This is a genomic window from Roseibium sp. M-1, from assembly GCF_054515675.1.
Genome location: NZ_CM137257.1, coordinates 4613356 through 4638784 on the forward strand (window position 1 = coordinate 4613356; position 25429 = coordinate 4638784).

Below are 25429 nucleotides of genomic sequence, written 5' to 3' on the forward strand. Positions count from 1 at the left end.
TTAGGACTCCCCAAACAATTGACTACCGCGCACGCGGGAAAGCAGAACCAGCACTGAGCCGGCCAGCAAAAGTAAAACGATGGCCAGAACCGCAGCCATATTGAAGTCAAGCACATGATGCAGATGAAAGTGGATTAGGTTGGACATCATCATGTCCTGGCGGCCACCAAGAATTTGCGGAACCGCATACTGACCGAGGCACCGCATCACCACCAAAAACGCACCGGCAACCACACCGGGCAGGCTCAGCGGAAATATGATCGTCCAAAAGATGCGGCGGCGGCTCGCTCCCATCAGTTCGGCTGCTTTGTGGATCGCTGGATTCTGCCCCAGCAGGCTGATCAAAATCGGGAAGACCAAAAAGGGAAGCATGTCGTGCACAATCCCGATCACCACACCGAGTTTGTTGTACAGGAGCTGCAAATGGACATCTAATCCCAAAAGTGCCGACAATGTTGTATTGATCGCTCCATTGCGGCCCAAGATCACAGAAAATCCAAAGCTCTTGACCAAGATCGAAGTATAGAACGGCAGCAACAGAAACAACGACGCGTAGACGCGTTTTCCTGGCGATAGCTTAGCCAAGTAGTAAGCCAGTGGATAACCGATCAGGAGCGTAACGATCGTTGACAGAAACGACAGCTCAACCGTATTGTATAGCACGCGGAGATACACAGGGCTTTCAAAGAACTTTTGAAAGAACTCCAGAGTCCAGGCGCCGCTGTTTTCATCTTGTATGCTGGTAACGAAGATAAAAACGAGCGGAATAACGAAAATAAGCGCCGCGAATACGGCGAAGGGCACGATAAATGCCATGACGACTCCCACGACAAGAATGAGAGACAGCAAGGTGTTCACCTTGCTGTCGACAATGGCTTAGTTCAACTGCCAGAGTTGAAAGCGACCACTCACCTCTTCAAGGTTCTCACCCCAATATGCGGGATTAATCCGGATATTGTTGGGGTTGCTCCAATCGGGAAGGTTGGCCTTCGCTTCGTTCGGAAGAGCCTCGTAGCTTGGCTTGTCAATCGGGCCATTCCCAAGGAACTTGGAGTAGTAGGCGACGTTGGCTTCCTCGTTGGTCAGCCACCAGTCGATGAACTCGATACACAGATCATAGTTCTTAACGCCCTTAAGGATCGAGAAGTTTTGCGGTTGAAGAACCGAAAGATGAGAAGCAAAGCCAACCGGGAAGTTTTGTCCTTGCGCAATCGCGACCCGGCCACTGAACGTGTAGCAATAGTCCAGTTCTCCGGTCATCAGATGCTCGATGGTCTTAGGCGTTTCTGGTACCCAGATATCAACTCTGTCTTTAACCTTGTCGAGAAAGGCGAATGCACGGTCGAGATCGAGCGGGTACAGGTCGTCGGGCGACACGCCGTCCGCGACCAGCGCTATTTCGAGTGTTTCCGATGGACGGGTCAACAGCCCGCGGCGACCAGGGAATGCCTCCGTGTTGAAGAAGTCCGCCCACGTCTGGGGAACCTTGTCGGCGGGAACATTTTCCGAGTTGTAGCCAAGTCCGCCGGTGACGCTTTGGAAGGCTACCGTGTGGTCCCACATCCAGTCCTTCGTTACAAAGCGGTCGGGATGCAGCCGTGTATAGTCAATCGTCTCTAGCAGCCCTTCTCTTGCAGCGGATAGCGAGTTCGTAGCGGTATCATTCGTGACATCGAATTCAAGATTTTCGGTATCCACCATCGCCTTCATCCGGGCCAAGCCGCGTGCGCCGAGGTAGTTTTGCACTTCAACACCGGTTTCCTGCATGTAGGGCTCAAGATAAAACTGCTTGCGCCCTTCATGTGTCTGTCCGCCATCGTCGGCCACACGCAGCACAGCTGAAGCCTGGGCGCGGCCCGGTGTGACAATCAAGGGACTGGCCATCAAACCCGCCGCCGCAGCAGCTGCCGTTCCCTGCAGGAAGTTGCGGCGGCTAGGATTCCGGACCGCCTTAGGTGCTGCACCAATAACTCGTGTCATTTCCTTTTCCCTCACTCTGGTTTGCGCCGCCTTTCAGGTGTTCATGGTCGAACTGCAGCGTTGGCTGGTTCGCAGTGGTTTTTTGGATCTTGAATATGCGACGCCCAGACTAGGATGTTTCGACACTTGTAATGATGTCAAAGAATAAATATTCATTAAAATATAACTTGAACTCATTACAAGGATAGAGGGAAAATCCAGATGCCTGACATGCGTCCTACACACCGGCAAATTGAGGCTTTTCGGGCTTTGATGCTCAGCGGTTCAATGACTGAAGCAGCTAAGCTCCTATCAGTTACTCAGCCCGCCGTTTCCAAGATCATCTCTCAACTGGAAGAAGAACTTGGTTTTGCCCTCTTCGACCGGCGACAAGGAAAACTCAGTCCCACGGATGATGCGATAAGCCTCTACTCGGAGGTTGAACTGAGTTATAGCGGGCTTGAACGCGTTGTCCGCGCAGCTAGGCGCATAAAAAATCGAACAGGCGGCAATCTTCGGCTAGTCGCCATGCCGGCAATGGCTGCAGAGTTCATAGTCAAAGTAGTATCGAACCTCATCGAAAATGGGCACGATAATGCGCATCTGTCGCTACACGCCTACGGCTCAGATGAGATCGTCGACCTTGTTGCTACCGGCTTGTACGATGTCGGCTACGCTACCACGCCGGTCGATACGACGCGGGTCTCGACCGGTCCAATACTAACCATTCCTGCCTTTTGCATTCTCCCTCCTGGCCACGCATTGGCCGCAAAAACGCAACTATCTGTGTTCGATTTTGAGGGAGAACGGTTTATAACCACAGCGGAAGGGCAGCCGAGCCGTATCCGCACTGACTCTCTATTTTCTTCAATGAACGTTTCACGTCAAATGTTCATTGAGGCCCGTTGGGCGTTGACAATTGCAGAACTCGTTCATGCAGGCCTTGGCTGCAGTATCGTAGACGGGTTCACAGCATCCCAGTTCGCCGACCGGGGCGGCATCGTGCGCCCTCTCAAAGAAAAGCTAGATTTTTCATTCACCTACGTAATGCAGAAGTCGGAATCTAGGAGCAGCATCTTAAAGCATTTCAATCAAGCGTTTAATGTGGAATTCGAGAGCTTCAAAAATCAATTATTGAGTAGGCGTTTTATGTAGAGATTATATGATGTTGCTTAGAAGGTAGATCTCGCTACATTAGTCAATACCTCCGTTTGGATGTCGGGGGCCAAATTGGATGAAGATCATCGATAACGTATGCATGAGCATGACGAATGCCGTCAATATTTCCCTCTGAGATCCAATGAGGGTGGTTGTTAGGCAATTCTGGGTGCATATGCAGCAAATACCCGTCGTCGGGTGTCTGCCAGTGGAACATACCCGTCAACAAAGCCGCCATACTGATGAACGCAAGAACCACGAATGTCGGGGACAATCCAATCGCGGCACCCAGCCAACCTGCCAGCGGATAGGTGACGAGCCAGCAGGCGTGCGATAGAGCAAATTGAGTCGCGAATAATGCAGGCCGGTCCTCCGGATGTGAGGAGCGCCGCAGCAAACGGCCAGATGGCGTTTGCGCGGCGGAATAGCCAATTCCGATCACGAACCAGAGCGATAGAAGCGTGGCAATGCCGGCCACAACAGTACCTGCGATGAGGCCGGCGACCATAATAGCAACGCCGGTGAACATTGCCGTGCGATCCGAGATGGTTTCGAGAAGGCGCGGTAATGTCAGCGCAGCCACCATGGATCCGCCGCCGAATGCCGCCAACGCTAAAGCAGTCGATTGCTGCAACAGACCGAACGTGCCTTGCACTATGACCACAGTGTTGACGACGATCATCGCACCGGTTGTGGCGACGGCCATGTTGACCGCCAGCAAACCGCGCAACCGGGGTGTAGCCAGATAGATGCGGAGCCCGCGCATGGTCCGTTCAAAGATAGGGCGCGGCGTGCTCGGCCTTGGGTTGGGGAGAAGGACCGAGACAATTAAAACGGCCGATGCGAGGAAGCCGATTACTGTGCCCGCGAACAGCGCAGGAAAGCTGACCAGCGTGAGCAAAAAAACAGCCAGCATCGGGCTCGCCAAGCTTTCCAGATCATAGGCCAGTCGCGACAATGACAGCGCTTTTGTATATTCCTTCTCGTCGGATAGAATATCGGGGATTGTCGCTTGGAACGTCGGCGTAAACGCCGCTGAGGTCGACTGCAGCAGGAAGATCAGTACATAGATTTGCCAGACCTCGGTGACGAATGGTAATAGCACCGCGATACCGGCGCGCACGAAATCAAGGCTGACCAGCATCGTGCGCCTGGGAAGGTGTTCAGCAAAGGCAGCTGCAACTGGCGCTACGCCGACATAGGCAATCATCTTGATGGCGAGCGCAGTGCCGAGGACCGTTCCTGCATCGGCCCCCGCAAAATCGAAGGCCAATAGCCCGAGAGCGACAGTTGCCAGTCCCGTGCCGATCAGGGCGATGATTTGTGCGCCGAAGAGATGTCGATAGGTGCGGTTCGAGAGAATTTTGAGCATCGGCGTTTCACAGATACTTTGTGATCGCCTTGAACTCTGCGATTGATTGTTTCTGTTCTTCTGGCAAGGTCTTCGCCGCTTCGCCCAGGCAATGATCAAGGTGGTCTCGGATCAGCGTTTTCTTGGCTTCCGCAATCGCTTTTTCGACAGCATGAAGTTGCTGTGCGAGGTTGAGGCAAGGCTGGCCGTCCTCGATCATGCCGATGACGCTTTGCAGATGGCCTCCTGCGCGTTTGAGACGCTTGATTATGGCGGAATGAGTGGAATGGGCTGCTTTTGTCATGCATAGATCTTATCCCCCTGGGGGGATAGAGTCAAAAGCACTGAGCGTAACAGATACTCTCGTTCTGTGCTCGTCCTGTTGATTTTCACCGAGAACTGGCTCAGACGCACATTTGCTGACGTGTAGCTCTTAGGATGCGCCAATCAAACGTGTGCCTTCGGAGAGTTAAGTGTCATTGATCAGGATGTAGCCGTCGAATTGGTTGATCATGCCCCAACCGGCGCTTTCGTTTAGCGAAAACCGTTTCAAATCGTCCAATTGAAACGGTGCGACGTGTCTAACTCACTGAGAATTCTGGTGACCCCGGCGCGATTCGAACGCGCGACCCTCAGATTAGGAAAGAAAGCGTCTACAAATCTTGAGCGATTCACGTCTCGCCTGTGATGCATACCAACTCTGCATCGATTTGTTCTGCGACATATTCGTTCAAAAAGTTGATCTGCTGACCATCACGCTGAGCAACCTCAATCCCCAGACGCATCTCGGCTTTGCGCTATTCGATCTGACACGCATTGAGCACGGTCAGACATGGGGTCAGAATTCGATTGTCACGTCTGCTGTTGGCAGGTTTCTTGAGGTCCTCGATTGCGCAAGACTGACTGTCGCTGCAGCCTTCGTCAAAGGTGCGGACGATCTTCGATTTCTGCGCAGAATCCTTCGGTGTGACCGAGAGTACTATATCTCAGATTGCCGGAACCCGCCGCGCCCAGGCTGCGATCCGATCGGTCCGAAAGACCCGGCCACGCGTTATGTTTTGGAAGACTTTCCGTTTGTCCTCGTACCCATCGTCTACCTTGGACAGTTGTGTGGAGTTGGGACACCGCTTCACCAGTGCGGTATCGACATCCTGAGCGCTTGCTACAGCCGCGATTTTTCGGCAGATAACGACCTTCTCTCCGAAATCGAGCAACTGGATTACAAAACTCTTCCAGAGATCACCCGTGACGGATACCCGGATTGCTGAGTGATGACGCCTGCATTCTGCGCAGGATCCTTGCCCAACAGATAGGTTATCGAAGCCGTCACGAGACCGAGGTTGAAAGTGGTCATGGCGAGACGTTGCGAAGACAGGCTGGACAGATGCGACTGTGAAGTCGCGCCGATTTTCAGGAGCGCTTCGATGGCCTCATCCGGATAGGCAACGTAGTCGGTTTTCGATTTGTGCTTTTTTGAGCGCCTGGTTCTTGCCGGGACGCCGACAAGGCGGCGCCCGTTGACCGGATGCGGATACTCCTCAGATCTCAGTGGAAGCGCATTCCCTTCTGGCGGCTTCGCGCCTTCATCAATATCCAGATCGATGACGCCGAAGCTGCGATCCATGTCGTCTCCTCCGAAGGTCATTGAACGCTTGGCATGACTTCCGTGAGGACAGGCACATGATCTGAACCAAAGTGCCGTCCGCGCTCCGCGAATTCCGGATCCGGAACCGTTTGCGCCGCCTTTGCCTGCGACGCCAGCGGGCCGGCGATGTAGATGTTGTCGATCGGGGAATCCGCAAACTCCGTCCTGACATATGTCCGGCCGAGACCTTCTGTCAGCGCTCTGAATCTGATGCCGTCGATCAGGCCACTCTGCAGGATCCAGTGGGTTTCGTCGTAACCTTCGCTGCCCTGGCACGTATCGGGGAAGGCACGGCGTTCACAGGTGGCTAGCGCCACACATTCGTTGCCCTCCAGTTCAATGTCCGAACCGGTGCGCGAGGGTTCGTTCAGCGGAATGTTGAAATCACCGAGGATTAGCGCTGACTTTCCGGCTGCGATGTCCTGACCGGCGAGATGGATGGTTGCGCTGATGACGTTTTCCCGTTGTTCGGCATTGCTGATGCGTCCGGCGGCAACCAGCTGCGCGAAAATGTCCTCGCTCGGCCGATCTGTTTCGGACATGCGGCAGGCCTCAGGCGTACCTGACTTAAGGTGCACGCCGTAGACCACGAGGTCTCCGGGCAACTCGATGCGCAGGACGCCCCGGAATCCCAGATTGATGATGTTCTTGTTCACCGCCCGGGGGACGGTGAGCAGTTCTTCCGCGGCTGGAATGGCATGGTGCCCGGAATGCGTCTGCGGAGCCCGGCCGTTCAGGCTCGAGGTCTCGAACTCGGTGGCCGATACAATCGGCAGATTGGAAATGACGGCCACTTCCAGTGCTTCAAACCACTCCGCACTGTCGTCACTCCAGTCCGAGATTGCGATATCCGCGTCTCCCATTCCCATGAAGCGTGCAATCTCTCTGGCGGCTGACAACGACGTGACTTCCTCCAAGACGAGGACATCGGGTCTGATGGTCTTTCCGGCGGCAATCAGCGCTCCCTTGCGCCGGGCTACGTCGCTGTCGGTGCCCTTGAACACGTTCCAGGTCACGACCCGCAACGGGTCTTTTGCGAAGTCGCGTTCACCTACCGGTGTTCCGGATGCCGAAGAGGCGGGATCCGGCAATGGTATCGACTTCACGACCGACGTACCCGACGCCAGAAACGGACGCATTTCGAATTCGGGCGAAGAAGGGAGTTCCGCGACGCGTTCACATGAGGGGCGCACGTCTTCGCGCGTTGCGCCTTGGCGATACTCGTCGAAGTGCATGACCAGCGTCCCGACATTGGGCACCATATCGCGGTAAATGCCGTGCTTGAAATACTGGGTCATGCGTTCGGGCAGCGTTGCGCCGAGCGCGTATCCGAGATTGCCCCGAACAGTGACCACATGCCTGTCGTTGGCCCAGATCTCGATTTCGCCTGGCGTCTTCGGTCCGGACTGGTTGTCTGTCCGTCCGCCCTTGATGCGATATTGCATATCAACCCAGTTGTCGGTCGGGTCGGGCAGCGTCGGTGAGGGTCCCAGTTCCCAGTCGAGATCGGCTTGGGTGTATTGGAATTTAGGTTCCTGGATGCAGTTGAATTCGGGAGCGTATTCGCTGAGCTGTTTCGCCAGCGGCAACTCCGCCGTGTCGTCGGCAATCAGCGATCCGACGCTGGACAGGGTCTTCATTACCGAAAACAGTCCGGGATTGCGCATCGCCATCGGTGCGAGCGATTTGGTCGCCTCCACGATGTCAGTGGCGTCCCTGTCTGTGGGGTTGATCTCCGCCAGAATGCGCTGCAGCTCTTCGATCGCATGAGGGTTGCCCGTGCTGCATGCCACCGTGCGCCGAGAGTCGTTGTCCTGAACGGTGATATGGAAAACGCCGTTGTCGTAGCGTTGAGCCAGGAACGGACTGTCGTCAGCCGGTGACTTCCACTGGTTTATAACGGTGCGCAGGCTGTCCGTACGGTTGGTGTCTCCGGACATCTTGAAGGAAAACCCGTACCAGCGTTCGTCACCCCATTGCGGGCGGTGCGGTTTGCGGTCGCGCACTTCCGCTCTCTGGCATGTGTCGCCGCAGGTATCGTTATGACTGTGTTCCCGGGCGGTGATCCGGGACGAGGTGCGACCGCATCGCCTGTCGTCGTCGGCATAGGCCAACTGGCTGTGCGGATCGTCTGCCCGGAAGTAGATGTCCTTGTAGTCCCAGACGGATGTATCCGGGGTCTGGTATTCGAATGTGTCCGAGATGAACTCCTCGGCCAGTACGTGTTGTGCTGAAAGCGCGAAAAGCGGGATGATCAAAAGGAATATACGAAACATTGCAATTCTCCCCACCTGCAATGGCAAGGATAGTAACGCAAGGTAAAGGGAATGCAACCTGGGATACTTTCCGGAGAAGCCGCGTCGAAGCGCAACCGGGATTTCGGCAGAAAGACGGGTCTTCCGAAGCCGCCCGCCGGTAACTCGTCACCTCATCATCCGCGCAGCTCGGATCCATCTCTAACGAAGGCGCCGGTCTGCTCGGGCATCCACTGTGAAACGGATGCTTGCAAAACCACCGCCAGGATACATTCTTGTTCATTGCAACCTGCCTGTTCGATGAATTCGAAATTGCAGCCGGATCAATTCAAGGTGCCGTGCCGGGGGGAGACGATGACAAGGAAGACACTCAAGCGCTCGCTCAATCAGTCCCGAACCCGAGCGACCGGGCGACGCGGGAAGAAGGCTCCTGCCTTCATTGCCGAGGCGCACGGGACGGTGAAGACCGTTCTTGCCGCGACCGAAACCCTGCCGGAGTTCCGACTGTCCGAAGACCTCCTCGACGGCGAGAAGAAAATCAGGCTGGTTCGGCAGGGCATCGTTCTCCTTCAGCAAAACTACGTTCATCTTCCTCTCAAGGAAAGCATGCACGCTGTTCGTCCTGTTCAGGCGTTGAAGCTGTTGCTGCAAAGACTGGAATCCTCGAACGATCTGATGTCAGACCTCGAGTTCCACGCGGAGATGCTGAAGACATTCACCTCCGTCCGGGACCTGCACACGAACTACTTTCTGCCGGCGCCCTACAACGAGAAGACGGCCTATGTTCCGTTTCTGATGGAAGCCTATTTCGAAGGCGGCGAGCGTCGCTACCTCGTTTCCCACATGGTCGCCGGATTCAGCCAGCCGCCCTTTGTGCCTGGCGTCGAGGTCACATCCTGGAACGGCGCGCCGATCGACCTGGCCGTCGCTGCGAATGCCAACCGCTTTGCCGGTTCCAACGCCGAGGCACGACGTGCTCGCGGCATCGAACGAATGACTATTCGTCCTCTGATCCAGTCGCTTCCTCCCGACGAGGATTTTGTGCTTGTCGGATTCAGGACTTCCGATGGAAAGGACCATGAAATCCGCTTGAACTGGCTGGTGTTTTCGCCGGATCCGACGGGTTCGGTGGTTGCTCAGTTAAAAGATCATGGTGCTTCCGCGTTTGCGATTGGGATCGACATTGATGCGCAATTGGCGGGCATGGCCAAGAAGATGCTTTTTGCACCACAGGTTATTGCAGCCTCGGAAGCGGTGAAAGGGAACCGACCTTCGAACAAGGGCAGAAAGCCCGGCGAGGGTGATACGGTCATGTCCGACATGCCGGAAGTGTTCAGTGCCAAAACAGTCAGAACCGAAAAGGGTGAATTCGGGCACATTAGGATTTTCACGTTCAGCGTCGACGATGCCGATGCATTCGTCGGCGAGTTCGTTCGGCTGACCGAGCTTCTGCCGCAGAACGGTCTGATAGTCGATGTGCGTGGAAACGGCGGGGGACTGATCTATGCCGGCGAGTGTCTGTTGCAGTTATTGACGCCTCAGAGCATCGAGACCGAGCGAATGCAGTTCATCAACACGTCGCTGAATCTCGACATCGTTCGAAAGAACTCGCCCTCGTCCTCTGTGGCTGATCTGGATCTGAAACCCTGGAAGGCCTCGATGGAGGAGTCCGTTTCGACGGGCGCGGTCTATTCACGTGCCTACCCGATAACCGATGTTAAATGGGCAAACGGAATCGGGCAGCGATACCAGGGGCCTGTCGTTCTGATAACGGACGCGAAGTGCTATTCAACAACTGACATATTCGCCGCTGGATTCCAGGATCACGGAATAGGGCCCGTCATCGGCGTGGATGGGAACACCGGTGCAGGTGGTGCCAATGTCTGGACGCATTCTCTGCTGAGGCGGCTGACCGGCCGAAACGGGCCCTACGAGAGCCTTCCGAACGGTGCAAACATGCGCGTCGCGATACGCCGTACGTTGCGGGTGAAGGATCGCTCGGGAACTCCCGTCGAGGACCTCGGCGTTCAGCCCGACATTCTGTACAAAATGACGCGCAATGATCTGCTCAACGGCAATGAGGATCTTGTCAGATTTGCCGTGGACGTACTTTCGAAACTCCCGGTCAGAAGGCTGCGGGCAGAAGTCACCGGTCGACAGGATGACAGCCTCACGATTTCGATCAGTACCGGTAGCCTTTCGCGTGTGGACGTCTATCTGGGCAAGCGTCCCATCGGAGCGCTGGACGTGACCGATGGAGACAATGAACTGACGATCGAAGGCGTCGCACACCCGGAGACACTGTTCCTGCAGGGATTTGCAGATGACGAGCTTGCGGCGGCATGGAGACTGGACATCTAGCTCTTTCGTCCGGCTCCCAGGCAATTCGAGAAAAGGTTGGGAAAATACATGGCCGACTACACCAGAGTTCATCCAAGCAGTCGACATTTTGCGCACCTGATTGATCTGTTTCTGTTCAAGGGTGCGCCGACAAATGAGGATGAAGACAATGAAGTCTCCGTTCTCATCAATCACGGATACATTGCCGGCTATTGTGCCAAGAGGTTTCAGCCTCTTTGGTCAGCCTATCGGGTCGCTCGTGCCGATCGGGACGTGGGATATGACCGTCCGCATCTCTACTATGCCGACGAACGCATTCCAGTAGGTCAGAGGCTGACTTCCAGGACGTTCGGGAAAAAGAACGGCATATCCTATCATGTCGGGCACATGGTTCCCAATGAAGCGATTAATCGTCAGTTCGGACGCCTGGCTCAGCTCGAAACGTTCCTGATGACCAACATGAGCCCTCAAAGAGGCAGTCTGAACACCGGGGTCTGGCTCGATCTGGAAGACAAAATCAGAAACATCGAAGATACTCGAGACAAGGATCATGTCTGGGCGATCGCAGGTCCGGTCTTTGGCGATGACCCCGAAACCATCGAGCGAGACGGGGTCAGCGTGCCGATCCCGTCTGCCTATTACTATATCTCCGTAGATCCTTTCCGTTATCCCTGGGATCGAGAGTCGAATGTGGACATTGCCTGTTTCCTGTTTCCGCAGGATGCGGTTCCCGGCACCCCTTTGGAAAACTTTCTGGTGGACCTGCTGGACATCGAGGAAGCGACAAGACTTAGGTTCTTCCCCGGCTGGGACTATTCAGTCGATCTTTCGTCAGCGATGGCGACATCCGCTGTGGCGCAGGTGCGCCATCGACTTCTGCGTCAGCTGTAGCAACACACTGCTCCCGATACGGACCGGGTTCAGCGAACTGGCCTTGCGTACGCACGTTTCCCGAATGGAAATGGCTCGAGAAACGAGCCACGCCGCCTCTCCTGCCCATGACCTTCATTCAGGCACCTTGCCGCACCCTGAACGAAAAGGGATTGTCACCGAAATCCCAGCTGATGGCTCCCGTGCGGCAGCGCGAGGACATAATTGGTTAGATCGCGGAACGGGATGCGGAGAGTGCTCGCATCCAGAACGCGATCAGTGAGACCGAAATCCAGATCCTTCGGATCGAAAGGGAATTCAGACAGACGGTGCTGACCGAACTGCGGCAGGTCGAACAGGAAATCAACAGTCAACGACATGACTCAGTAGCTTCATGCCACACTTGAACAGCTCAAGCGCGTCGACATCACGGCACCGGTTGCCGGCATCGTTCATGAACTCAGCGTGTTCACAATCGGTGGTGTCATCGGTCCTGGCGATCCTGTTCTACAAATCATTCCCCAGGACGGGAACTACGAAATCGAGGCGAGCATCGAACCGCAGTTTGTCGACGAGTTGCATCCGGGACAGGCAGCCAGGCAACGCTTTTCGGCATTCAACCAGCGCACCACGCCTGAAATCGAGGGAGTGCTGAAGACTGTCTCCGCCAATGTGGTTGTTAACGAGCAGACCGGCCAGTCCTTCTACAGGTTCGCATCGCCATTCCGGAAGCCGGGCTGGCTCTTTTGGGCGATCACACATTGGTTTCCGGGGTGCCCGTCGGGGTTTTTATCAAGACCAGGGACCGGACCGCACTCAACTATTTTATTAAACCGATGATGGATCAGATCAACAGGGCCTTCCGTGAGGAGTGATGAACACGTTTTCAGCCAAGTACTCTTCAGGGTCTTCCTCGTCAGCGTAATCATCTGCCTGCAGTCTTTCGTGGAGGATCTTGAACGCCTCTGAAGTGTATTTCAGGAAGATAGACCGAGCGGGTCATGCTTGTATTCAGAAGGTTCAAGATTGCCGCGCAACTTGTCGGCCGCGTTGAAGAGATCGGCTGCGAAATCGAGATCGGATTTGGTGGTTGCAGATGTAGACATGAATTTTTTTGGTCGATCGGTGGGACATAGAGCGAAGAACACTCTTGCCCCCAAATGGACGATTCGGTGAGAGTGTAACAAGAATCAAGTCATGGTTGCACTGTTTTGATTGAGAGCAGATGGTCGAGGGAACATCACTGGAGATCGCCAGGTATCTTGTCGAACGGGCGGGAGCAGGAAGCGGTGCGCGCACCACATACGAGCAGGTGGCAGAAGCAATAGGGTGGCCTCATCCTACTGGCCGTGGTCTTGGCAAGCACCTTGGGGAAATTCTCGAATATTGCCACGAGAAAGGGCTGCCCGCGCTTACGACCATTGTTTGTCAAAAAGGAACAAGAAGCCCTACGGCCAAGGCTCTGGAACACATAAGGAATGCTCTGGGCGATATCGATATCGCAGCCGAGCAGGATAGGGTTTTTGCTTTCGATTGGTCCGATGTTGATGAGATAGCGCCAATAAAAGGCGAACTGCTTTATGGCCGCTCCGTTTGGCTGACGTCATTTTGGGGATTTGATCCCAAGAATTGGGGTTGCATTGGTTTTGCTACAGAAGCGAAGAGAAACTTCTTCCTTAAAAATTTCGTAGCAGGGGGCTTGGTCGTCATCTATGTCACGAAAGGTAAAGGCCCTGAGAAGATGCGCGGCAAGGTCGTCGGAATTCTCGAGGTTTCTCACAAGGTAGGGAATGCATCAGAATTTATCTCTGGAGACCACTGGGCAGCTAAGGAAGCGGATCCCGAAACTCGAAATAAATGGCTACATGCTGTTGAGGTAACGCGGGCTTGGCGTATAGCGGAAGAGGATTGGCAGCCGGTCGAGCACCTCTTCCCTAAGACCTATAGATCCAATCATCCGGAATATATCGGAGCACAAGGCGTTCCGATTGATCCTGGCGAGGCGAACAAACTTCTAAGCCTTACGCTTTATGAGGTGCAGGCCTATGGGCAAAAAGGACGTATTGATAGCGGTATTCAGAACCTACAAAACGTCCTGAAGCCAAGTCGGGCGATCCAGCCCGCTAAGGAACCTTATTGGGTGGGCGAAACCGACGGTCCAAAGCACCTATATATTCTCAAGCTGTCAGGTAACCTCTCAGCCTATCTAGGTAGATCGGCGGAAGAGTTAGAGGACAAGCTGATCGTAAAGGTTGGCTTCTCAAAAAGCCCCTTGGCGCGACGTGATCAGATCCAAAGTGCCTACCCTGCTGGAACGTTCAATTGGGAAGTTCTGTTCCCGAAGACGATTCCGGACGAACCTCCCTACCCAAATGCCGAAGTCGCGATTGCTGGCGAAGACGCGATGAAAAAACGTCTTCAGGAAGATGGTGGAGAAAGCCTCGGTGGAGAGTTCTTCTTTGCGGAAGAAGGTTTGGTGCTGCGTACTTGGGCCGCTGGTGCAAACGCAGCGGAGAAGAAATTGGGAGAGGTCGAAAAAAATGAATGAAACCGCGTGTGTCCCTGCTTTGTATATAAATCTCGTATCGGTCGCCGGAAGCTGGGCAGCGATCATCACCGCTATCGTCGCTTTCTTTGGGTATGGAGCATATCGCTGCGACATTGTGAAAAAGCGGCTCTGTCTTGAAAAATACCTCAAGAGCGAACAGCTGAAGGGGAGCGATAAGGGCCAACGGTCAATTCTCCACATAGTGGCAAGAATTGGTATGACTGAGACAGAGATCCTCCAGGCGAGCTTTCGCAGCAAGCACATTTTGCGAAAAATTGCCTCAAATGATGGGACCGGCCGTGCTGAAGCGATCCTCATAGAATGGGTCGAATAACCGCTTTGGTGGTTACTTTTCGAAAGTCAACATTCACGAATTTAGGCTAAGTTATTGAAAAATATGGTGCGCCAAAAGAATTCGAACCTGTGACCTCTGCCTTCGGAGGCTTGCAGCACAGAAAAGGAGTGACAGGCGAAAGTCGGACCTTCTGCCAATCGTACTCAACTGCTCTAAACGTCACTCTTATATCTGCGCCGGCAACAGCGACCTGGAACGCATCTGCTTGACCTCACGAACAGACAAAACTTCACCGCCCTTCAGCAAGCGGGCAATTTCGACCGCTACCTGATCAGCAGCAATGACGAGCGCAGTGTCGAGATGCACATATCGCTGAGTTACACCGCGTGGTGCATGTCCGAGGAGGCCCGAAATCGTCAATTCGCTGAAGCCCTGTGAAGCGGCCATGCTTGCGAATGTGTGCCTTAGAACATGTGGGGTCACATCTCTCAGTCCGGCCCGCCTGCATACCCGATCAAGCACACGCACGACACCGATGAAGTGACCTTCCCCGATATCGGCTGGAAAGACGAATGGAGTCGAATTGGATTTCGCAGTTTCGAGCAGATGTGCGACGGCCGCATCTCCGATGGCCCGCAATTGCGGTCCTGATTTCGTTTCGGGAAAGGCAACGCAGTTGTTTTCCGGCTCGATCCAGTCTTTGCGCATGCCGAGGACTTCCATTCGCCGGAACCCGGTCAGAAACATGGCGCGGATCGCAGCAAGACCGGTCGGATGTTCTCCTTCTTGTTCCATCTGCATCATCACTTTGCCGAGGTGGCGAATTTCCCCTGCGCTCAGTCGGCGTTTGAGTTTTTCCGAAGCGATTACCCTGACACCGTTTGCCGGGCTTTGTTCGATCAGTCCAAGGCGGCGTGCATGATTGAGTAAACTGCGCAATGTGCTGATCGCTCTTCCTGCGACCCCGGCTCCACCTGACGTTTGCCCGCCGCGGCCCGGGCGGGGTGGACGGGCCGTTTTCCCCGCTGCGATGTCGCCCTGAAGTCTTTCAATGTCAGCAAGCCGTAAGTGACTGATGATACGCGTACCGATCAAGGGTTTGATGTGCTGTTCGATCCGGCTGCGATCGCCTGCCACGGACGAGGCTTTGATCGGTCGTCTGTTACGGCCGAGGAGACGGCCAGCTTCAGCCTCTTCGAGGTACCAGTCACAGATTTCCGCGACTGTCATGCCCTCACGCGCGGCCCGGCGTTCGGCCGAAGGGTCGCTACCGTCTATCACTGCGGCCAGCTTCTTTCTGGCAAGGTCGCGGGCGTTTTCAACAGTCAAGACACCGAACTGCCCGATGACGAACCGGCGAGTTCGTCGTTCCGAGTTTCGGTACTGGATCAGGAACGTCTTGGTGCCCGATGGCTTGACGCGAATCCCGAAACCACGGACTTCGGTGTCCCATATGAATTGGTCGCGTTTCGGGTCTTGCTGCAGCGCATCGACAAGTCTCTTGGTGAGTTTGGGCATTGCCGGTTTCCTTTTTTCTTTAAATGTCGTTTGAAGTCAGTGGACTGCTGCGAACGAGGAGAGCGGTGACAGCGAAATCTGCTTCCCCACGCAGGTGCAGCATGAGCGGGGAAGCAGGGGGGAAGCAGATGAATGGAAATCAGGGGTTTTTCTAGCGTACCGGCGGCGGAGCGCCAGTCAATGTAAGCTATTGACTGATCGTAGGTTTTCGCGTTATTGCGTAGAAAAACTTGGTGTGGCGAAAACGATCTGGTCCGGTTGCCAAGGTTGGGGTCGAGGGTTCGAATCCCTTCGCCCGCTCCAGTTCGGCCGAATGGCCCGAGAAACCGGCTTTCGAAAGAAAGCCGGTTTTTTCGTTTTGGGGCTCATTTTCTTTTTGAGACTTCAAGCGCCGGTTTCCGCGGGTTTCGCAGCGGTATTTCACGTTTCGCATAAACATTGATGCAAACACCGGCGGCAGCCTGAACGAAGTGTCAGGCGGAGTGGTCTAGTGTCGGGTTGCGAGCGACGGAGAGGCGGTCTGAGTTGTGGCTGCCGCCGCTGTTTGCATTGCCTCAAGTACCCAACCTTGTTGCGGCGGGACCAGCCGGTTCCGTCGCAGCACTCGTTTGGGAAGGTTGCTGCATGCGGCAATGTGCGTTTCATGTGCTGTGACACCCCGGACAATCGAAGCGCAGATCCGGGGCCTACTCGCTCCCGGAACATTGGTTTGCGTGGTGCACGCGTCTAGTCCGGATCTGAGAAAGATCTCTTCAGCAAGTTGCAATGAGAGTAGGCCCCGGCTCTTCGCTTGCGCGCGGCCGGGGTGACGCTGAGTATGTTGCCTCACCAGGGGTTTCAACGGCGAAGCAGGGCTGTCTTGCTTATCTGGTCAAGCCTTCAAGAACCGTCCGTTCTCGACATGGGACCGTTCGGCAAGGTCGAGGGCGACCTGCAATCTCGCACCGTGTTCGAAATCCGGATCGGCAGGTAGGCCGTCCGTAATGGCTGCAGCGAAGCGCTGGTAGACGGTCGGCACCGGATCGACGGTGATGTCCGTCCAGGTGCCGGTCTCCAGGTTTTCGCCCGCACAAAGGCGCAGACCTTCGACCCTGTTTTCGAACCGGACTTCCAGCCCGCCCCTCTCGCCATAAAGCCTGAGGCGCAGGTCGTTGAGGTGGCCGGAGGCAAAGCGGGTGGCGGCGATGGTGCCAAGGGCGCCGTTCTGGAGTTCCGCCTGCAGGGTGGCGCTGTCATTGGCATCGAGCGTATAGACGCCGATGCGTCCGCCGTCCGCCTTGTCGAAGGTCTTCAGGCGGCAGGAGAGTTCGGAAACCGGGCTGCTGGCGGCAAAGGTGACGAAGTCCAGGATATGAATGCCGACATCGCCGAGCACACCCTTGGAGCCGTGTTCCGTCGACAGGCGCCACAGCCATTGCGGTTCCGTCTTCCAGTCGCCCCAGGCGGGCTGGGTCAGCCAGCTTTGCAGGTAGGACGCCTCGAAATGGCGCAGCGCGCCGATGGTTCCGGACCGCACCAGCTCTGCCGCCTTTTGCAGGACGGCGACATTGCGGTAGCTGAGATTGACCATGCCGATGAGGCCCTTGGCAGCGGCAACGTCGGCCATTTCCCTGGCATCGGCCGCGTTGGTCGCCAGCGGCTTTTCGCATAGCACATGTTTGCCGGCGTTCAGCAGCGCCAGCGTCGTCGCATGATGAGCGGCATCCGGAGTGACGTTGGCGGCGGCATCGAAACCGCCCCAGGCAATGGCGTCCTCCAGGCTGGCGAAGCTTTCGGGGATGCCGAAATCGGCGCAGAACCCGGCCAGCACCTCCGGCCGGTTATCGACCCCGGCGACAAGCTCGACACCGTCGATCTTCTGGAAGGCCTCGGCATGGGTGCGGGCCATGTTGCCGGTTCCAAGGATCAGGATCCGGAGGGGAGAGAGGGAAGAGTTCAAGGGGAAACTCCCACGGCAGGAAACGGGTGGCGGACCGGCGGTCCTGCCGCCGGTCCGGACTTTCTTTCGTCAGCGGTAGCCTTCTTCGCCCGCTGCATGGAGCTTCGGCCCGCGTTCCTCGATCTTCTCGGGTGCGGCATCGACCGGCACGTTGGGCGCTCCCACCGGGTCGGCGAGGCGGGCCATCGGGTTGAAGGCCCATTTGACGCCGTTCTTCAGGACGGTCTGAACATGGGCGTTGTGATAGGTCGGGTAGGTCTCGTGGCCGGGCCGGAAATAGAAGACGTTGCCGGCGCCGCGCTTGTAGGTGAGGCCGGAGCGGAACACCTCGCCGCCCTGGAACCAGGAGATGAAGACGGTTTCCAGAGGTTCCGGCACGCCGAAGGGCTCGCCGTACATTTCCTCCATTTCCAGTTCGAAACTGTCCGGCAGACCCTTTGTGATCGGGTGGTTGCGGCTGGTGACCCACAGGCGCTCGCGCTCACCGGCCTCGCGCCAGGTGAGATTGCACGGGCCTCCCATCAGCCGCTTGAACGGCTTGGCGAAATGGGCCGAATGCAGGAAGACGATGCCCATGCCGGACCAGACGGCTTCGCAGACCCGCTCGGTCACCTCGTCGGAGACATCGCCATGGGCGGCATGGCCCCACCACAGCAGCACGTCGGTTTCGGCAAGGCGTTCCGCGGTCAGGCCGTGTTCCGGCTCCTGCAACGTTGCGGTGGTGGCGGTGATCTCGGGATCGAGGTTCAGGGCATCGGCGATGCATTGGTGCATGCCATCCGGGTAAATCCCGGCGACGATCTTGTTGTGATGCTCGTGGACGTTTTCGCCCCAGACGACGGTTCTGATCGGCATTGCAGCCTCTCCCGTGGTTCAAATGTGCATGTTTTGGCAGATGGGTTGTCAGCGCTCTAACCTTGTCTCCAAAGCGCTTTGGGTAGCGGTATCACCGGTATTTTGGACTGTCAAACACACAATCGCCTGAAGCAAAAGAAAGGTGGAGTGGCCGGCGGGCGGAACAGGAATTTCAGCCGGTAGTTCAAAGGGGGCTTAGTCCGCTGCCGCGGAAGGGGCCATAGGGCGCAAACCTTCGTTTCCCCCGATTGTCGTCCCTAGCGGCGCGAAGCGCTGACCCGGACGTCAGGGCGCCCGGGAGGACCTTTTGGGGCAAACCGGCTGGCCGTGAAGTTTCCTGTGCCTCGTTTTCACGGGGATGACACCCGAAAGAGTGTCCGACACCGTGCAGAACCGACAACCTAAACCGATGTCCCGGCTGCCAGTGGCGCAGCGCGACCGCACGCCGCACTGGCACGCAGTCAGATAATCTGTAACATACCATGTGTTATGGTATGGAAATCGAAATGATACGGGAGCTGGACATGAGCGTGAATTATCTTCTTCTGGGTGCTGCCGGCCTGTCGGCGGCGGTCTGCCTCATTCACACCTTTGCCGGCGGGCGCACCATCGCGCGTCCGTTGCTGAAGGCGCAGGATCTGCATCCGGTGCCGAAATACGTCACCTACTATTGCTGGCACATCGTCACCATCGTGCTGGCGATGACAGCGGTGATGTTCGCACTTGCCGGTCTCAGGGCCGAAAGCCTCGATCTCGGCTGGACCGCCACCGCGCTGACGGCTTCTTTCTGTCTGCTCGGGCTTGCGGTGCCGCCGCTGAAGAAGCAGAAATACGCCCATATGCCGCAGGGCTGGCTGTTCCTGCCGGTGGTCGTTCTGGGTGTTCTGGGCGGAGTGAGCTGAGCTGAAAAAGAGGTTCGAGAAGACGGACTGGCTGAACCTGGGGCTCAGCCAGTTGGCAAAAAACGGCCCGCCGGGCCTGACGGTGGACGCGCTGTGTGCGGCCGCGTCGCGCACGCGCGGGTCCTTCTATCACCATTTCGACGACCATGGCGCCTTCATCGCCGGGCTGATGGAGGCGTGGAAACAGCGGCACACGCTGGATGTCGCCGAGGCGGCGCTGGCAGAAGCCGGCAAGGACCGCGCCCAAAAGCTCTCAAACCTTGCCAACCACCTCAATCACGGGCTTGAGCGGGCCGTTCGTCAGTTTGCGCAGGGAAATGACATTGCGAGAGAGGTCGTCCGAGAGGTGGACGATCTCAGAACCGGGTTCATCGCGCGGCTTTATGAAAGCAGCGGCCTCGGTGAAGAAGATGCCCGGGATATCGCGCGGATCGAATATGCGGCCTTTGTCGGCAGCCAGATTATCTGGCCGGATATGCCCGCTGCCGAGCGCATGGCTCTCGACCGGCGTTTTGCCGGGCTGGTTGAAAAGGCGATTGGGCTGGAAAAATAGGCGGTTTCCGGGAACCGCCGCCTTCTCTGCCGTTATTCCGCGCAAAGGGGAGCGCAGACCCGGGAGACCCCGCGCGGACATTAGGTGCCAAACGGCAGCCTATGAGGTTTCCTGGGTCCCCGTTTTCACGGGGATGACAGGAGAAGGACGTGGCGGGCCCAGTAAACGAGCCCCGGGAACGAACCTTGGGAACGATCCCCGGGGACGAAACCAGGGAACGAGCCCGCCCTCATTTGCAGCTTTTCCCTCAATAGCCCGCAGCCAGAGCGCCCGGGCGGCGCGGGTCGGAAGCGCCGGCGAGGATGCCGTCAGCGAGCATGATCGACTGGGTCGAGCCCATGGCGTTCTGGACGTCGACCTTGTGGCCGCGGGCTTCCAGCAGCTTGATCGTGTCCGGCGACAGCCCTTCCTCGATGCGGATTTCGTCGGGCAGCCATTGATTATGAATGCGCGGGGCGGCGGTGGCTTCGGCAATGTTCATGCCGTGATCGACGACATTCAGGATGATCTGCAGCGTCGTGGTGATGATGCGGCTGCCGCCGGGCGAGCCGGTGGCGAGGAACAGCTTGCCGTCCTTGAAGACCAGAGTCGGGCTCATGGAGGAAAGCGGCCGCTTGCGGCCCTCAATCGCGTTGGCGGTGCCGCCGACAAGTCCGTAGGCATTGGGGACGCCGGGCTTGGCGGAAAAGTCGTCGAGCTCGTTGTTGAGCAGGACACCGGTACCGTCCGCCGTCAGGCCGACACCATAGGAGAAATTCAGCGTGTAGGTGTTGGAGACCGCGTTTCCCTGGCTGTCGACGACGGAGTAGTGCGTGGTCTGGTCGCTTTCATAAGGGAAAGGATCGCCGGGCTTGACGTCGATTGAGGGCGTTGCCGCATCCATGCGAATGGTCTTGACGAGCTCGGCCGCGTAACTGGGCGACGTCAGTCCCTCGACCGGAACCTCGACAAAGTCCGGATCGCCCAGATATTTCGACCGGTCCGCATAGGCGCGGCGCATGGTTTCCGACATCACATGGATGCTGTCGGCGGAATTGGGGCCGAATTCTTCCAGCGGATAACTTTCCAGCATGTTGAGGATCTGGACGATATGGGTGCCGCCTGAGGAGGGGGGCGGCATGGAGGCGATATCGTAGCCGCGGTAGCTGCCGGTGACCGGTTCACGCCAGACGGCCTTGTAGCCGCTGAGATCCTCCACGGTCATTCCGCCGCCTGCAGCCTGCACCTTTTCGGCGACCTTCCCGGCAATCTCACCGGTATAGAAGCCGGCCGCGCCCTTGTCGGCGATCAGTTGCAGCGTTTTGGCAAGATCTTCCTGTTTCAGGGTCTCGCCGGGAAGATAGGGCAGGCCGCCTGTCTTGAAGAAGATCCCGGCCGAGGCCGGATCGGCAAGCAATCGTTTGGCCGATGCGACGAGCGAGGCCGAGAGATCCGGCGTTACGTTGATGCCCTCTCCGGCCAGGGCAATCGCCGGGGCGACCAGCTCGGCCCAGGTCAGCTTGCCGCTGCCGTGTTTTTCAAAAGCTTCGGCGAAACCGGCGACGGTTCCCGGAACGCCGACAGCGAGGCCGGAAAAGCGCGATTTCTGATCGTCCGGTTCGCCGTCCTCTCCCAGGAACATGTCCCTGAAGGCCGCGGCCGGTGCCATTTCCCTGTAATCGAGGGCCTTGGTCTCGCCGCTGCCGGCCAGATGGATGAGCATGAAGCCGCCGCCGCCGAGATTGCCCGCGCGCGGCAGGGAGACCGCCAGCGCAAACCCGGTGGCGATCGCAGCATCAACTGCATTGCCGCCCCTCTTCAGGATATCGACCCCCACCTGGCTGGCAACGGCCTCCTGGCTCGCCACCATGCCGTTCTGGGCGGTGACAGGCTGGAAGCGGTCCCTCAGGGAATAGATCGGCGTATCCTGGGCGAGTGACGGGACGGCGCCCGCTGTGCCTATCGCGAGTCCGAGGGCCACGGCAACGGCCTGGGTTTTCAGAAAATGCTTCATGGGTCCCTCCGGAAGTCTGTTTGGCAGGAGTTTGCAGGAGGCCAGCGGGAGGAGCAACATGGAACACGCAGAGATTGCATTTTCAGGGTTGATCCAACGCAAGGTCTTTTGTGGAGATAGGCGGCATTCTGGTCTGTGCAAGATCGCACTGCTTGCGGTCCAGGTCGGAGGAGGTTTGATGTCCCTTGCATCCGGAACTTTGAAAAAGCACCGGGCCGCCGCGTGCGGTCTCCTGACGGCAGCCGCCGCTGTTCTTGCCGTGGCTGGATCCGGCATGGCTCTCGCGGGAGACGCGGCGACCGGCAAGGCGCTGGCATTGCAATGGTGCGCGGCCTGCCACCTGGTGGCCGAAGACCAGCCGAAAGCCTCCAGCGCAACGCTGCCGAGCTTTTATGACATGGCGAAGGACCCGGACTGGTCGGAGGTCAAGCTCGCGACCTTCCTTGCCAATCCGCATCCGACCATGCCGAATATGGCTCTCAGCAATACGGAAATCGCCGATCTTGCGAGCTATATTGGATCGCTGAAGCCTTGAAGAACCTGGCTATCCCAAACAATCCCGACACCTCATCCTGAGGAAGAGTGTTAGCGCTGTCTCGAAGGGTGGGCGGCACACTCCTGACCCCGCGGCCCATCCTTCGAGACGGACCTTGCGGTCCTCCTCAGGATGAGGTGGTGGGGTCCTTGTGCTGCCTTAATCCAGACGAGATCTCGCAGGAGAATGAAACGCTCAACGGTGGTTGCTAAACCTCGAACTCGGCCCGCATGGCGGCATGAAACGAGCCGGCATAGCCATCCTTGTCCGGGTGATAGACCTCGTCCGGCAGACTGGCATTGAACACCTTGAAGCCTGTGGTCCGGTGGGTCATTGCGGCGCTGGCGAGAATGTGGTCCAGCGCCTGGCCGCGTCCCTTGTGAATGACGGTTGTGCGCTCTTCGGCCGGCAGGGCCGCGTCGAGCTGGTAGAGCCGGCGTGCGGCAAGGTGCGGGGAGCCCGTGTCGTCCGGGTCGGCGCGAAGGAGCCGCAGCGTGCCGGTCTCGCCGGTGGCGTTGAAATCGCCCGCCAGCACGATGAGCGCCTCCTCGTCCTCGTCGAAAAGGGCTTCCACCGCCAGCCGCAGTTCCAGCGCCTGGGCGGTCTGTTTCAGCACAGACAGCTGATAGCCTTCCGCCCAGGCGGAAACGGTCTTCCAGGTGCGGTCGGAGCGTTTGCAGCCGCGGATCATCGCGGCGATCGGCGCTCGCAAATGCACGCCGAAGAGATGCAGCGGCTTTTCCCGGCCGATGTCGATTTCCGTCTGCAGCACCGGCCGGTCGAAGAGGATCGTCTGCGGTTCGTCAAAGCCGGGGCTGGCGAAGGCCGGCTGCCAGAGTGGCGGATGGGCGTGGCTCTGGTAGAGACTGTCGAAGCTGCGGATCGGATAGCGGGAGAGGATCACCAGATTGTGCCGGTCGCCGGGCCCCTTGCCGGAGGGCCGCTCGCTGGTGGCGCGATGGAAATCCCGGTAGGGGGTTCCTTCCAAAAGCAGGTCGAGCGCCCGGAACTGCCGGGCCGTTTCGCCCTTCACCTTCTGCGCATTCACTTCCTGCAGGCACAGGATATCCGCCTCAAGCTCCAGAATGCGCGGCCGCAGGGCATGCAGCCTCGGAGACAGGGCGTCCCTGTCATGCTTGTCGTCGCCGAAGGATTCCATGTTGAACGTGGCAATTTTCATGCAGCCCCCTGTTGTGCAAACCATAGCCGCCCGCTTGGCCGAGTGGTAGAGAGCATTCAGGAACCGGAACGGGAGAGAAAACATGGCGGCTGACGGATGCCCCTGTGGCAGCGGCAGAAATTTCGATCTTTGCTGCGGTCCCTATCTGGAGGGCAAGGCAAAGCCGGAAACCGCCGAAGCGCTGATGCGCTCGCGCTACAGCGCCTATGTGCGCCAGCAGATCCCCTACCTGAAAGAAACGCTCTGGCCGAAATACCAGGTGGACTTCGATGCGGTCGCGACCGGCCGTTGGGCGGCGGAGAGCCACTGGACCGGACTTTCGGTTCTGGAGACGGCAAAGGGGGGCCCAAGCGAGCGCGAAGGCACCGTGCTTTTCGAAGCGAAATATCTCGCCGGCGGCAAGCTGCATACGCACCGGGAGATGAGCCTTTTCCGGAAAAAGGCCGGACGCTGGTATTACGTCGAAGGCCTGCCCGAGTAGGGGGACTACCGGCGGGGCGGCGGTTTCCTACTAGATCCCAAACTTTCCAGCGTCATCCCGGCCAAGCGAAGCGCGAGCCGGGACCGGAGAGCCACAAGCAACAGTTGGTTGGACAGCTCTCGATAGGCTTCGGCTCACCGGTCCCGGATCTTCGCTTCGCTGCGTCCGGGATGACGATGGTGAGATTATTGTGTGACGTTGGAATTGGGACCGTTACCTAATTCCGCCCGGCCATCACACCGCCGTCCACGTCCCAGATAGCGCCGGTGACCCAGCCAGCATCCTCCGACAGCAGGAAGGAAATCGCCGCGGCGACATCGTCTGCCGTGCCGATGCGGCCGATCGGGTGGAAGGCGTCGAAGCCTTCATGGAGGGCGCTGGCAATCTGGTCCTCCGGGATGAAGGCGCCATAGATCGGCGTTTCCACCACGGCCGGCGCGACCGTATTCACCCGGATGCCTTTGTCGCCGAGTTCCATCGCCAGATGTTGCGTCAGTGCGTGGAGGCCGGCCTTGGCCATGGAATAGGCTGAAGACGGGGTCGCCTTGACGGCCTGATGCGCCCACATGGAGCCAATATTGACGATGGCGCCCTTGCCTGCCGCCGCCATCTTGCGCGCGGCCGCCTGAGTGATGAGGAAAGTGCCCCGGTTGAAGGCGTGATAGCGGTCATAGTCGTCGCCGCTGTGGTCGAGAAAGGCCTTCGGACTGAAGTAACCGGCCGCGTTCACCAGGTAACCGATGGGCCGGTCCATGGCGTCGATCCGCCCAACAAGCGTTTCGACATCGGCCGGATCGGTGACATCACCCTGCCAGGTTTCAACGCCGATGGCGTGGGTCCGGGTGATCTGCTCTTTGGCAGCTTTCAGCTTTTCCGCGCTGCGTCCGGTCAGGATCAGGGAAATGCCCCGCCCCGCCAGCCGATGGGCGGTGGCCAGTCCCATGCCCGAGGAACCGCCCTGAATGAGGGCTAATGCGTCTGTCATGCTTTCGTCTCCATTTTATCTATCTACTGATAGGTAGATTTCAATGAAGGGCATATTGGTGTTGCGG

General features: G+C 57.6%; 25 protein-coding genes. 11 read left to right on the forward strand and 14 right to left on the reverse strand.

Annotation, left to right across the window (positions count from 1 at the left end; genetic code table 11):
• Positions 1-816, reverse strand: coding sequence for an ABC transporter permease (locus ACX3M4_RS20930; protein WP_459354911.1), 816 nt, complete (start codon positions 814-816; stop codon positions 1-3).
• A 60-nt stretch (positions 817-876) separates the two neighbouring features.
• Entirely contained in the window at positions 877-1980 is a 1104-nt protein-coding gene (locus ACX3M4_RS20935) for an extracellular solute-binding protein (protein ID WP_459354912.1), read from the reverse strand.
• A 201-nt stretch (positions 1981-2181) separates the two neighbouring features.
• Here ACX3M4_RS20935 and ACX3M4_RS20940 point away from each other — a divergent pair, with 201 nt between their 5' ends.
• On the forward strand, positions 2182-3114 hold the full coding sequence (locus tag ACX3M4_RS20940; protein ID WP_459354913.1) for a LysR substrate-binding domain-containing protein: 933 nt from the start codon (positions 2182-2184) through the stop codon (positions 3112-3114).
• 43 nt (positions 3115-3157) lie between these two features.
• Here the strand turns inward: ACX3M4_RS20940 and ACX3M4_RS20945 are convergent, their stop codons facing one another.
• Positions 3158-4489, reverse strand: coding sequence for an MFS transporter (locus tag ACX3M4_RS20945; RefSeq protein WP_459354914.1), 1332 nt, complete (start codon positions 4487-4489; stop codon positions 3158-3160).
• Between the two features lie 7 nt (positions 4490-4496).
• Positions 4497-4772 carry a metal-sensing transcriptional repressor gene (locus ACX3M4_RS20950; protein ID WP_459354915.1) on the reverse strand — a complete coding sequence of 92 codons (276 nt, stop codon included), beginning with the start codon at positions 4770-4772 and terminating at the stop codon, positions 4497-4499.
• 358 nt (positions 4773-5130) lie between these two features.
• Here ACX3M4_RS20950 and ACX3M4_RS20955 point away from each other — a divergent pair, with 358 nt between their 5' ends.
• Positions 5131-5736 carry an NAD/NADP octopine/nopaline dehydrogenase family protein gene (locus ACX3M4_RS20955; RefSeq protein ID WP_459354916.1) on the forward strand — a complete coding sequence of 202 codons (606 nt, stop codon included), beginning with the start codon at positions 5131-5133 and terminating at the stop codon, positions 5734-5736.
• Here ACX3M4_RS20955 and ACX3M4_RS20960 read toward each other — a convergent pair.
• A complete protein-coding gene (locus tag ACX3M4_RS20960; RefSeq protein ID WP_459354917.1) occupies positions 5688-6092 on the reverse strand; it encodes a hypothetical protein in 405 nt (134 codons plus the stop codon). The two genes, ACX3M4_RS20955 and ACX3M4_RS20960, sit on opposite strands and share 49 nt — an antisense overlap.
• Before the next feature lie 17 nt (positions 6093-6109).
• Positions 6110-8389, reverse strand: a complete 2280-nt coding sequence (locus tag ACX3M4_RS20965) for a heparin lyase I family protein (RefSeq protein ID WP_459354918.1) — start codon at positions 8387-8389, stop codon at positions 6110-6112.
• Between the two features lie 333 nt (positions 8390-8722).
• On the opposite strand from ACX3M4_RS20965, the gene ACX3M4_RS20970 reads away from it, so the two are divergent.
• Both ACX3M4_RS20970 and ACX3M4_RS20975 read left to right on the forward strand, forming a co-directional pair.
• Complete coding sequence (locus ACX3M4_RS20970; protein ID WP_459354919.1) at positions 8723-10729, forward strand: S41 family peptidase; 2007 nt, start codon at positions 8723-8725, stop codon at positions 10727-10729.
• A gap of 48 nt (positions 10730-10777) precedes the next feature.
• The gene (locus ACX3M4_RS20975; RefSeq protein ID WP_459354920.1) at positions 10778-11599 is read left to right on the forward strand and encodes a DNA/RNA non-specific endonuclease; all 822 of its coding nucleotides are present in this window, start codon (positions 10778-10780) and stop codon (positions 11597-11599) included.
• A gap of 155 nt (positions 11600-11754) precedes the next feature.
• On the opposite strand, the gene ACX3M4_RS20980 is transcribed toward ACX3M4_RS20975, so the two are convergent.
• Positions 11755-11952 carry a hypothetical protein gene (locus tag ACX3M4_RS20980; protein ID WP_459354921.1) on the reverse strand — a complete coding sequence of 66 codons (198 nt, stop codon included), beginning with the start codon at positions 11950-11952 and terminating at the stop codon, positions 11755-11757.
• Positions 11953-12004: 52 nt separating this feature from the next.
• Here ACX3M4_RS20980 and ACX3M4_RS20985 point away from each other — a divergent pair, with 52 nt between their 5' ends.
• Entirely contained in the window at positions 12005-12418 is a 414-nt protein-coding gene (locus tag ACX3M4_RS20985; protein ID WP_459359477.1) for an HlyD family efflux transporter periplasmic adaptor subunit, read from the forward strand.
• Positions 12419-12555: 137 nt separating this feature from the next.
• Here ACX3M4_RS20985 and ACX3M4_RS20990 read toward each other — a convergent pair whose 3' ends face one another.
• Positions 12556-12684, reverse strand: coding sequence for a hypothetical protein (locus ACX3M4_RS20990; RefSeq protein ID WP_459354922.1), 129 nt, complete (start codon positions 12682-12684; stop codon positions 12556-12558).
• Positions 12685-12803: 119 nt separating this feature from the next.
• Here ACX3M4_RS20990 and ACX3M4_RS20995 point away from each other — a divergent pair, with 119 nt between their 5' ends.
• Together ACX3M4_RS20995 and ACX3M4_RS21000 are read left to right on the forward strand one after the other, a co-directional pair.
• A complete protein-coding gene (locus ACX3M4_RS20995) occupies positions 12804-14126 on the forward strand; it encodes a hypothetical protein (RefSeq protein ID WP_459354923.1) in 1323 nt (440 codons plus the stop codon).
• On the forward strand, positions 14119-14460 hold the full coding sequence (locus ACX3M4_RS21000; protein ID WP_459354924.1) for a hypothetical protein: 342 nt from the start codon (positions 14119-14121) through the stop codon (positions 14458-14460). The genes ACX3M4_RS20995 and ACX3M4_RS21000 overlap by 8 nt, the downstream gene beginning before the upstream one ends.
• A 186-nt stretch (positions 14461-14646) precedes the next feature.
• Here ACX3M4_RS21000 and ACX3M4_RS21005 read toward each other — a convergent pair whose 3' ends face one another.
• The 3 genes from ACX3M4_RS21005 to ACX3M4_RS21015 form a co-directional block, all read right to left on the reverse strand.
• Positions 14647-15939, reverse strand: coding sequence for a tyrosine-type recombinase/integrase (locus tag ACX3M4_RS21005; protein WP_459354925.1), 1293 nt, complete (start codon positions 15937-15939; stop codon positions 14647-14649).
• Between the two features lie 871 nt (positions 15940-16810).
• Positions 16811-17878, reverse strand: coding sequence for a Gfo/Idh/MocA family protein (locus ACX3M4_RS21010; RefSeq protein WP_459354926.1), 1068 nt, complete (start codon positions 17876-17878; stop codon positions 16811-16813).
• Positions 17879-17947: 69 nt separating this feature from the next.
• The gene (locus tag ACX3M4_RS21015; protein ID WP_459354927.1) at positions 17948-18733 is read right to left on the reverse strand and encodes a ThuA domain-containing protein; all 786 of its coding nucleotides are present in this window, start codon (positions 18731-18733) and stop codon (positions 17948-17950) included.
• A 524-nt stretch (positions 18734-19257) separates the two neighbouring features.
• Here ACX3M4_RS21015 and ACX3M4_RS21020 point away from each other — a divergent pair.
• The gene (locus ACX3M4_RS21020) at positions 19258-19635 is read left to right on the forward strand and encodes a hypothetical protein (RefSeq protein ID WP_459354928.1); all 378 of its coding nucleotides are present in this window, start codon (positions 19258-19260) and stop codon (positions 19633-19635) included.
• Positions 19636-19687: 52 nt separating this feature from the next.
• Positions 19688-20188, forward strand: coding sequence for a TetR/AcrR family transcriptional regulator (locus ACX3M4_RS21025; protein ID WP_459354929.1), 501 nt, complete (start codon positions 19688-19690; stop codon positions 20186-20188).
• A gap of 247 nt (positions 20189-20435) precedes the next feature.
• On the opposite strand, the gene ggt is transcribed toward ACX3M4_RS21025, so the two are convergent.
• The gene (gene ggt, locus ACX3M4_RS21030; protein WP_459354930.1) at positions 20436-22181 is read right to left on the reverse strand and encodes a gamma-glutamyltransferase; all 1746 of its coding nucleotides are present in this window, start codon (positions 22179-22181) and stop codon (positions 20436-20438) included.
• Between the two features lie 178 nt (positions 22182-22359).
• Here ggt and ACX3M4_RS21035 point away from each other — a divergent pair, with 178 nt between their 5' ends.
• On the forward strand, positions 22360-22716 hold the full coding sequence (locus ACX3M4_RS21035) for a c-type cytochrome (protein ID WP_459354931.1): 357 nt from the start codon (positions 22360-22362) through the stop codon (positions 22714-22716).
• A 208-nt stretch (positions 22717-22924) separates the two neighbouring features.
• On the opposite strand, the gene ACX3M4_RS21040 is transcribed toward ACX3M4_RS21035, so the two are convergent.
• Complete coding sequence (locus ACX3M4_RS21040; protein ID WP_459354932.1) at positions 22925-23896, reverse strand: endonuclease/exonuclease/phosphatase family protein; 972 nt, start codon at positions 23894-23896, stop codon at positions 22925-22927.
• A gap of 82 nt (positions 23897-23978) precedes the next feature.
• On the opposite strand from ACX3M4_RS21040, the gene ACX3M4_RS21045 reads away from it, so the two are divergent.
• Positions 23979-24377 carry a YchJ family protein gene (locus ACX3M4_RS21045; RefSeq protein ID WP_459354933.1) on the forward strand — a complete coding sequence of 133 codons (399 nt, stop codon included), beginning with the start codon at positions 23979-23981 and terminating at the stop codon, positions 24375-24377.
• 217 nt (positions 24378-24594) lie between these two features.
• On the opposite strand, the gene ACX3M4_RS21050 is transcribed toward ACX3M4_RS21045, so the two are convergent.
• On the reverse strand, positions 24595-25362 hold the full coding sequence (locus ACX3M4_RS21050) for an SDR family NAD(P)-dependent oxidoreductase (RefSeq protein ID WP_459354934.1): 768 nt from the start codon (positions 25360-25362) through the stop codon (positions 24595-24597).
• Between the last annotated feature and the right edge of the window lie 67 nt (positions 25363-25429).

Coding starts and splice junctions, on each gene's coding strand:
- ACX3M4_RS20965 (WP_459354918.1), bottom strand. CDS start 8,389: ATGTTTCGTATATTCCTTTTGATCATCCCGCTTTTCGCGCTTTCAGCA.
- ACX3M4_RS20995 (WP_459354923.1), top strand. CDS start 12,804: ATGGTCGAGGGAACATCACTGGAGATCGCCAGGTATCTTGTCGAACGG.
- ACX3M4_RS20935 (WP_459354912.1), bottom strand. CDS start 1,980: ATGACACGAGTTATTGGTGCAGCACCTAAGGCGGTCCGGAATCCTAGC.
- ACX3M4_RS21015 (WP_459354927.1), bottom strand. CDS start 18,733: ATGCCGATCAGAACCGTCGTCTGGGGCGAAAACGTCCACGAGCATCAC.
- ggt (WP_459354930.1), bottom strand. CDS start 22,181: ATGAAGCATTTTCTGAAAACCCAGGCCGTTGCCGTGGCCCTCGGACTC.
- ACX3M4_RS21040 (WP_459354932.1), bottom strand. CDS start 23,896: ATGAAAATTGCCACGTTCAACATGGAATCCTTCGGCGACGACAAGCAT.
- ACX3M4_RS20970 (WP_459354919.1), top strand. CDS start 8,723: ATGACAAGGAAGACACTCAAGCGCTCGCTCAATCAGTCCCGAACCCGA.
- ACX3M4_RS21005 (WP_459354925.1), bottom strand. CDS start 15,939: ATGCCCAAACTCACCAAGAGACTTGTCGATGCGCTGCAGCAAGACCCG.
- ACX3M4_RS20945 (WP_459354914.1), bottom strand. CDS start 4,489: ATGCTCAAAATTCTCTCGAACCGCACCTATCGACATCTCTTCGGCGCA.
- ACX3M4_RS20990 (WP_459354922.1), bottom strand. CDS start 12,684: ATGTCTACATCTGCAACCACCAAATCCGATCTCGATTTCGCAGCCGAT.
- ACX3M4_RS20975 (WP_459354920.1), top strand. CDS start 10,778: ATGGCCGACTACACCAGAGTTCATCCAAGCAGTCGACATTTTGCGCAC.
- ACX3M4_RS21050 (WP_459354934.1), bottom strand. CDS start 25,362: ATGACAGACGCATTAGCCCTCATTCAGGGCGGTTCCTCGGGCATGGGA.
- ACX3M4_RS21045 (WP_459354933.1), top strand. CDS start 23,979: ATGGCGGCTGACGGATGCCCCTGTGGCAGCGGCAGAAATTTCGATCTT.
- ACX3M4_RS20940 (WP_459354913.1), top strand. CDS start 2,182: ATGCCTGACATGCGTCCTACACACCGGCAAATTGAGGCTTTTCGGGCT.
- ACX3M4_RS21020 (WP_459354928.1), top strand. CDS start 19,258: ATGAGCGTGAATTATCTTCTTCTGGGTGCTGCCGGCCTGTCGGCGGCG.
- ACX3M4_RS20960 (WP_459354917.1), bottom strand. CDS start 6,092: ATGGATCGCAGCTTCGGCGTCATCGATCTGGATATTGATGAAGGCGCG.
- ACX3M4_RS20930 (WP_459354911.1), bottom strand. CDS start 816: ATGGCATTTATCGTGCCCTTCGCCGTATTCGCGGCGCTTATTTTCGTT.
- ACX3M4_RS20950 (WP_459354915.1), bottom strand. CDS start 4,772: ATGACAAAAGCAGCCCATTCCACTCATTCCGCCATAATCAAGCGTCTC.
- ACX3M4_RS21035 (WP_459354931.1), top strand. CDS start 22,360: ATGTCCCTTGCATCCGGAACTTTGAAAAAGCACCGGGCCGCCGCGTGC.
- ACX3M4_RS21000 (WP_459354924.1), top strand. CDS start 14,119: ATGAATGAAACCGCGTGTGTCCCTGCTTTGTATATAAATCTCGTATCG.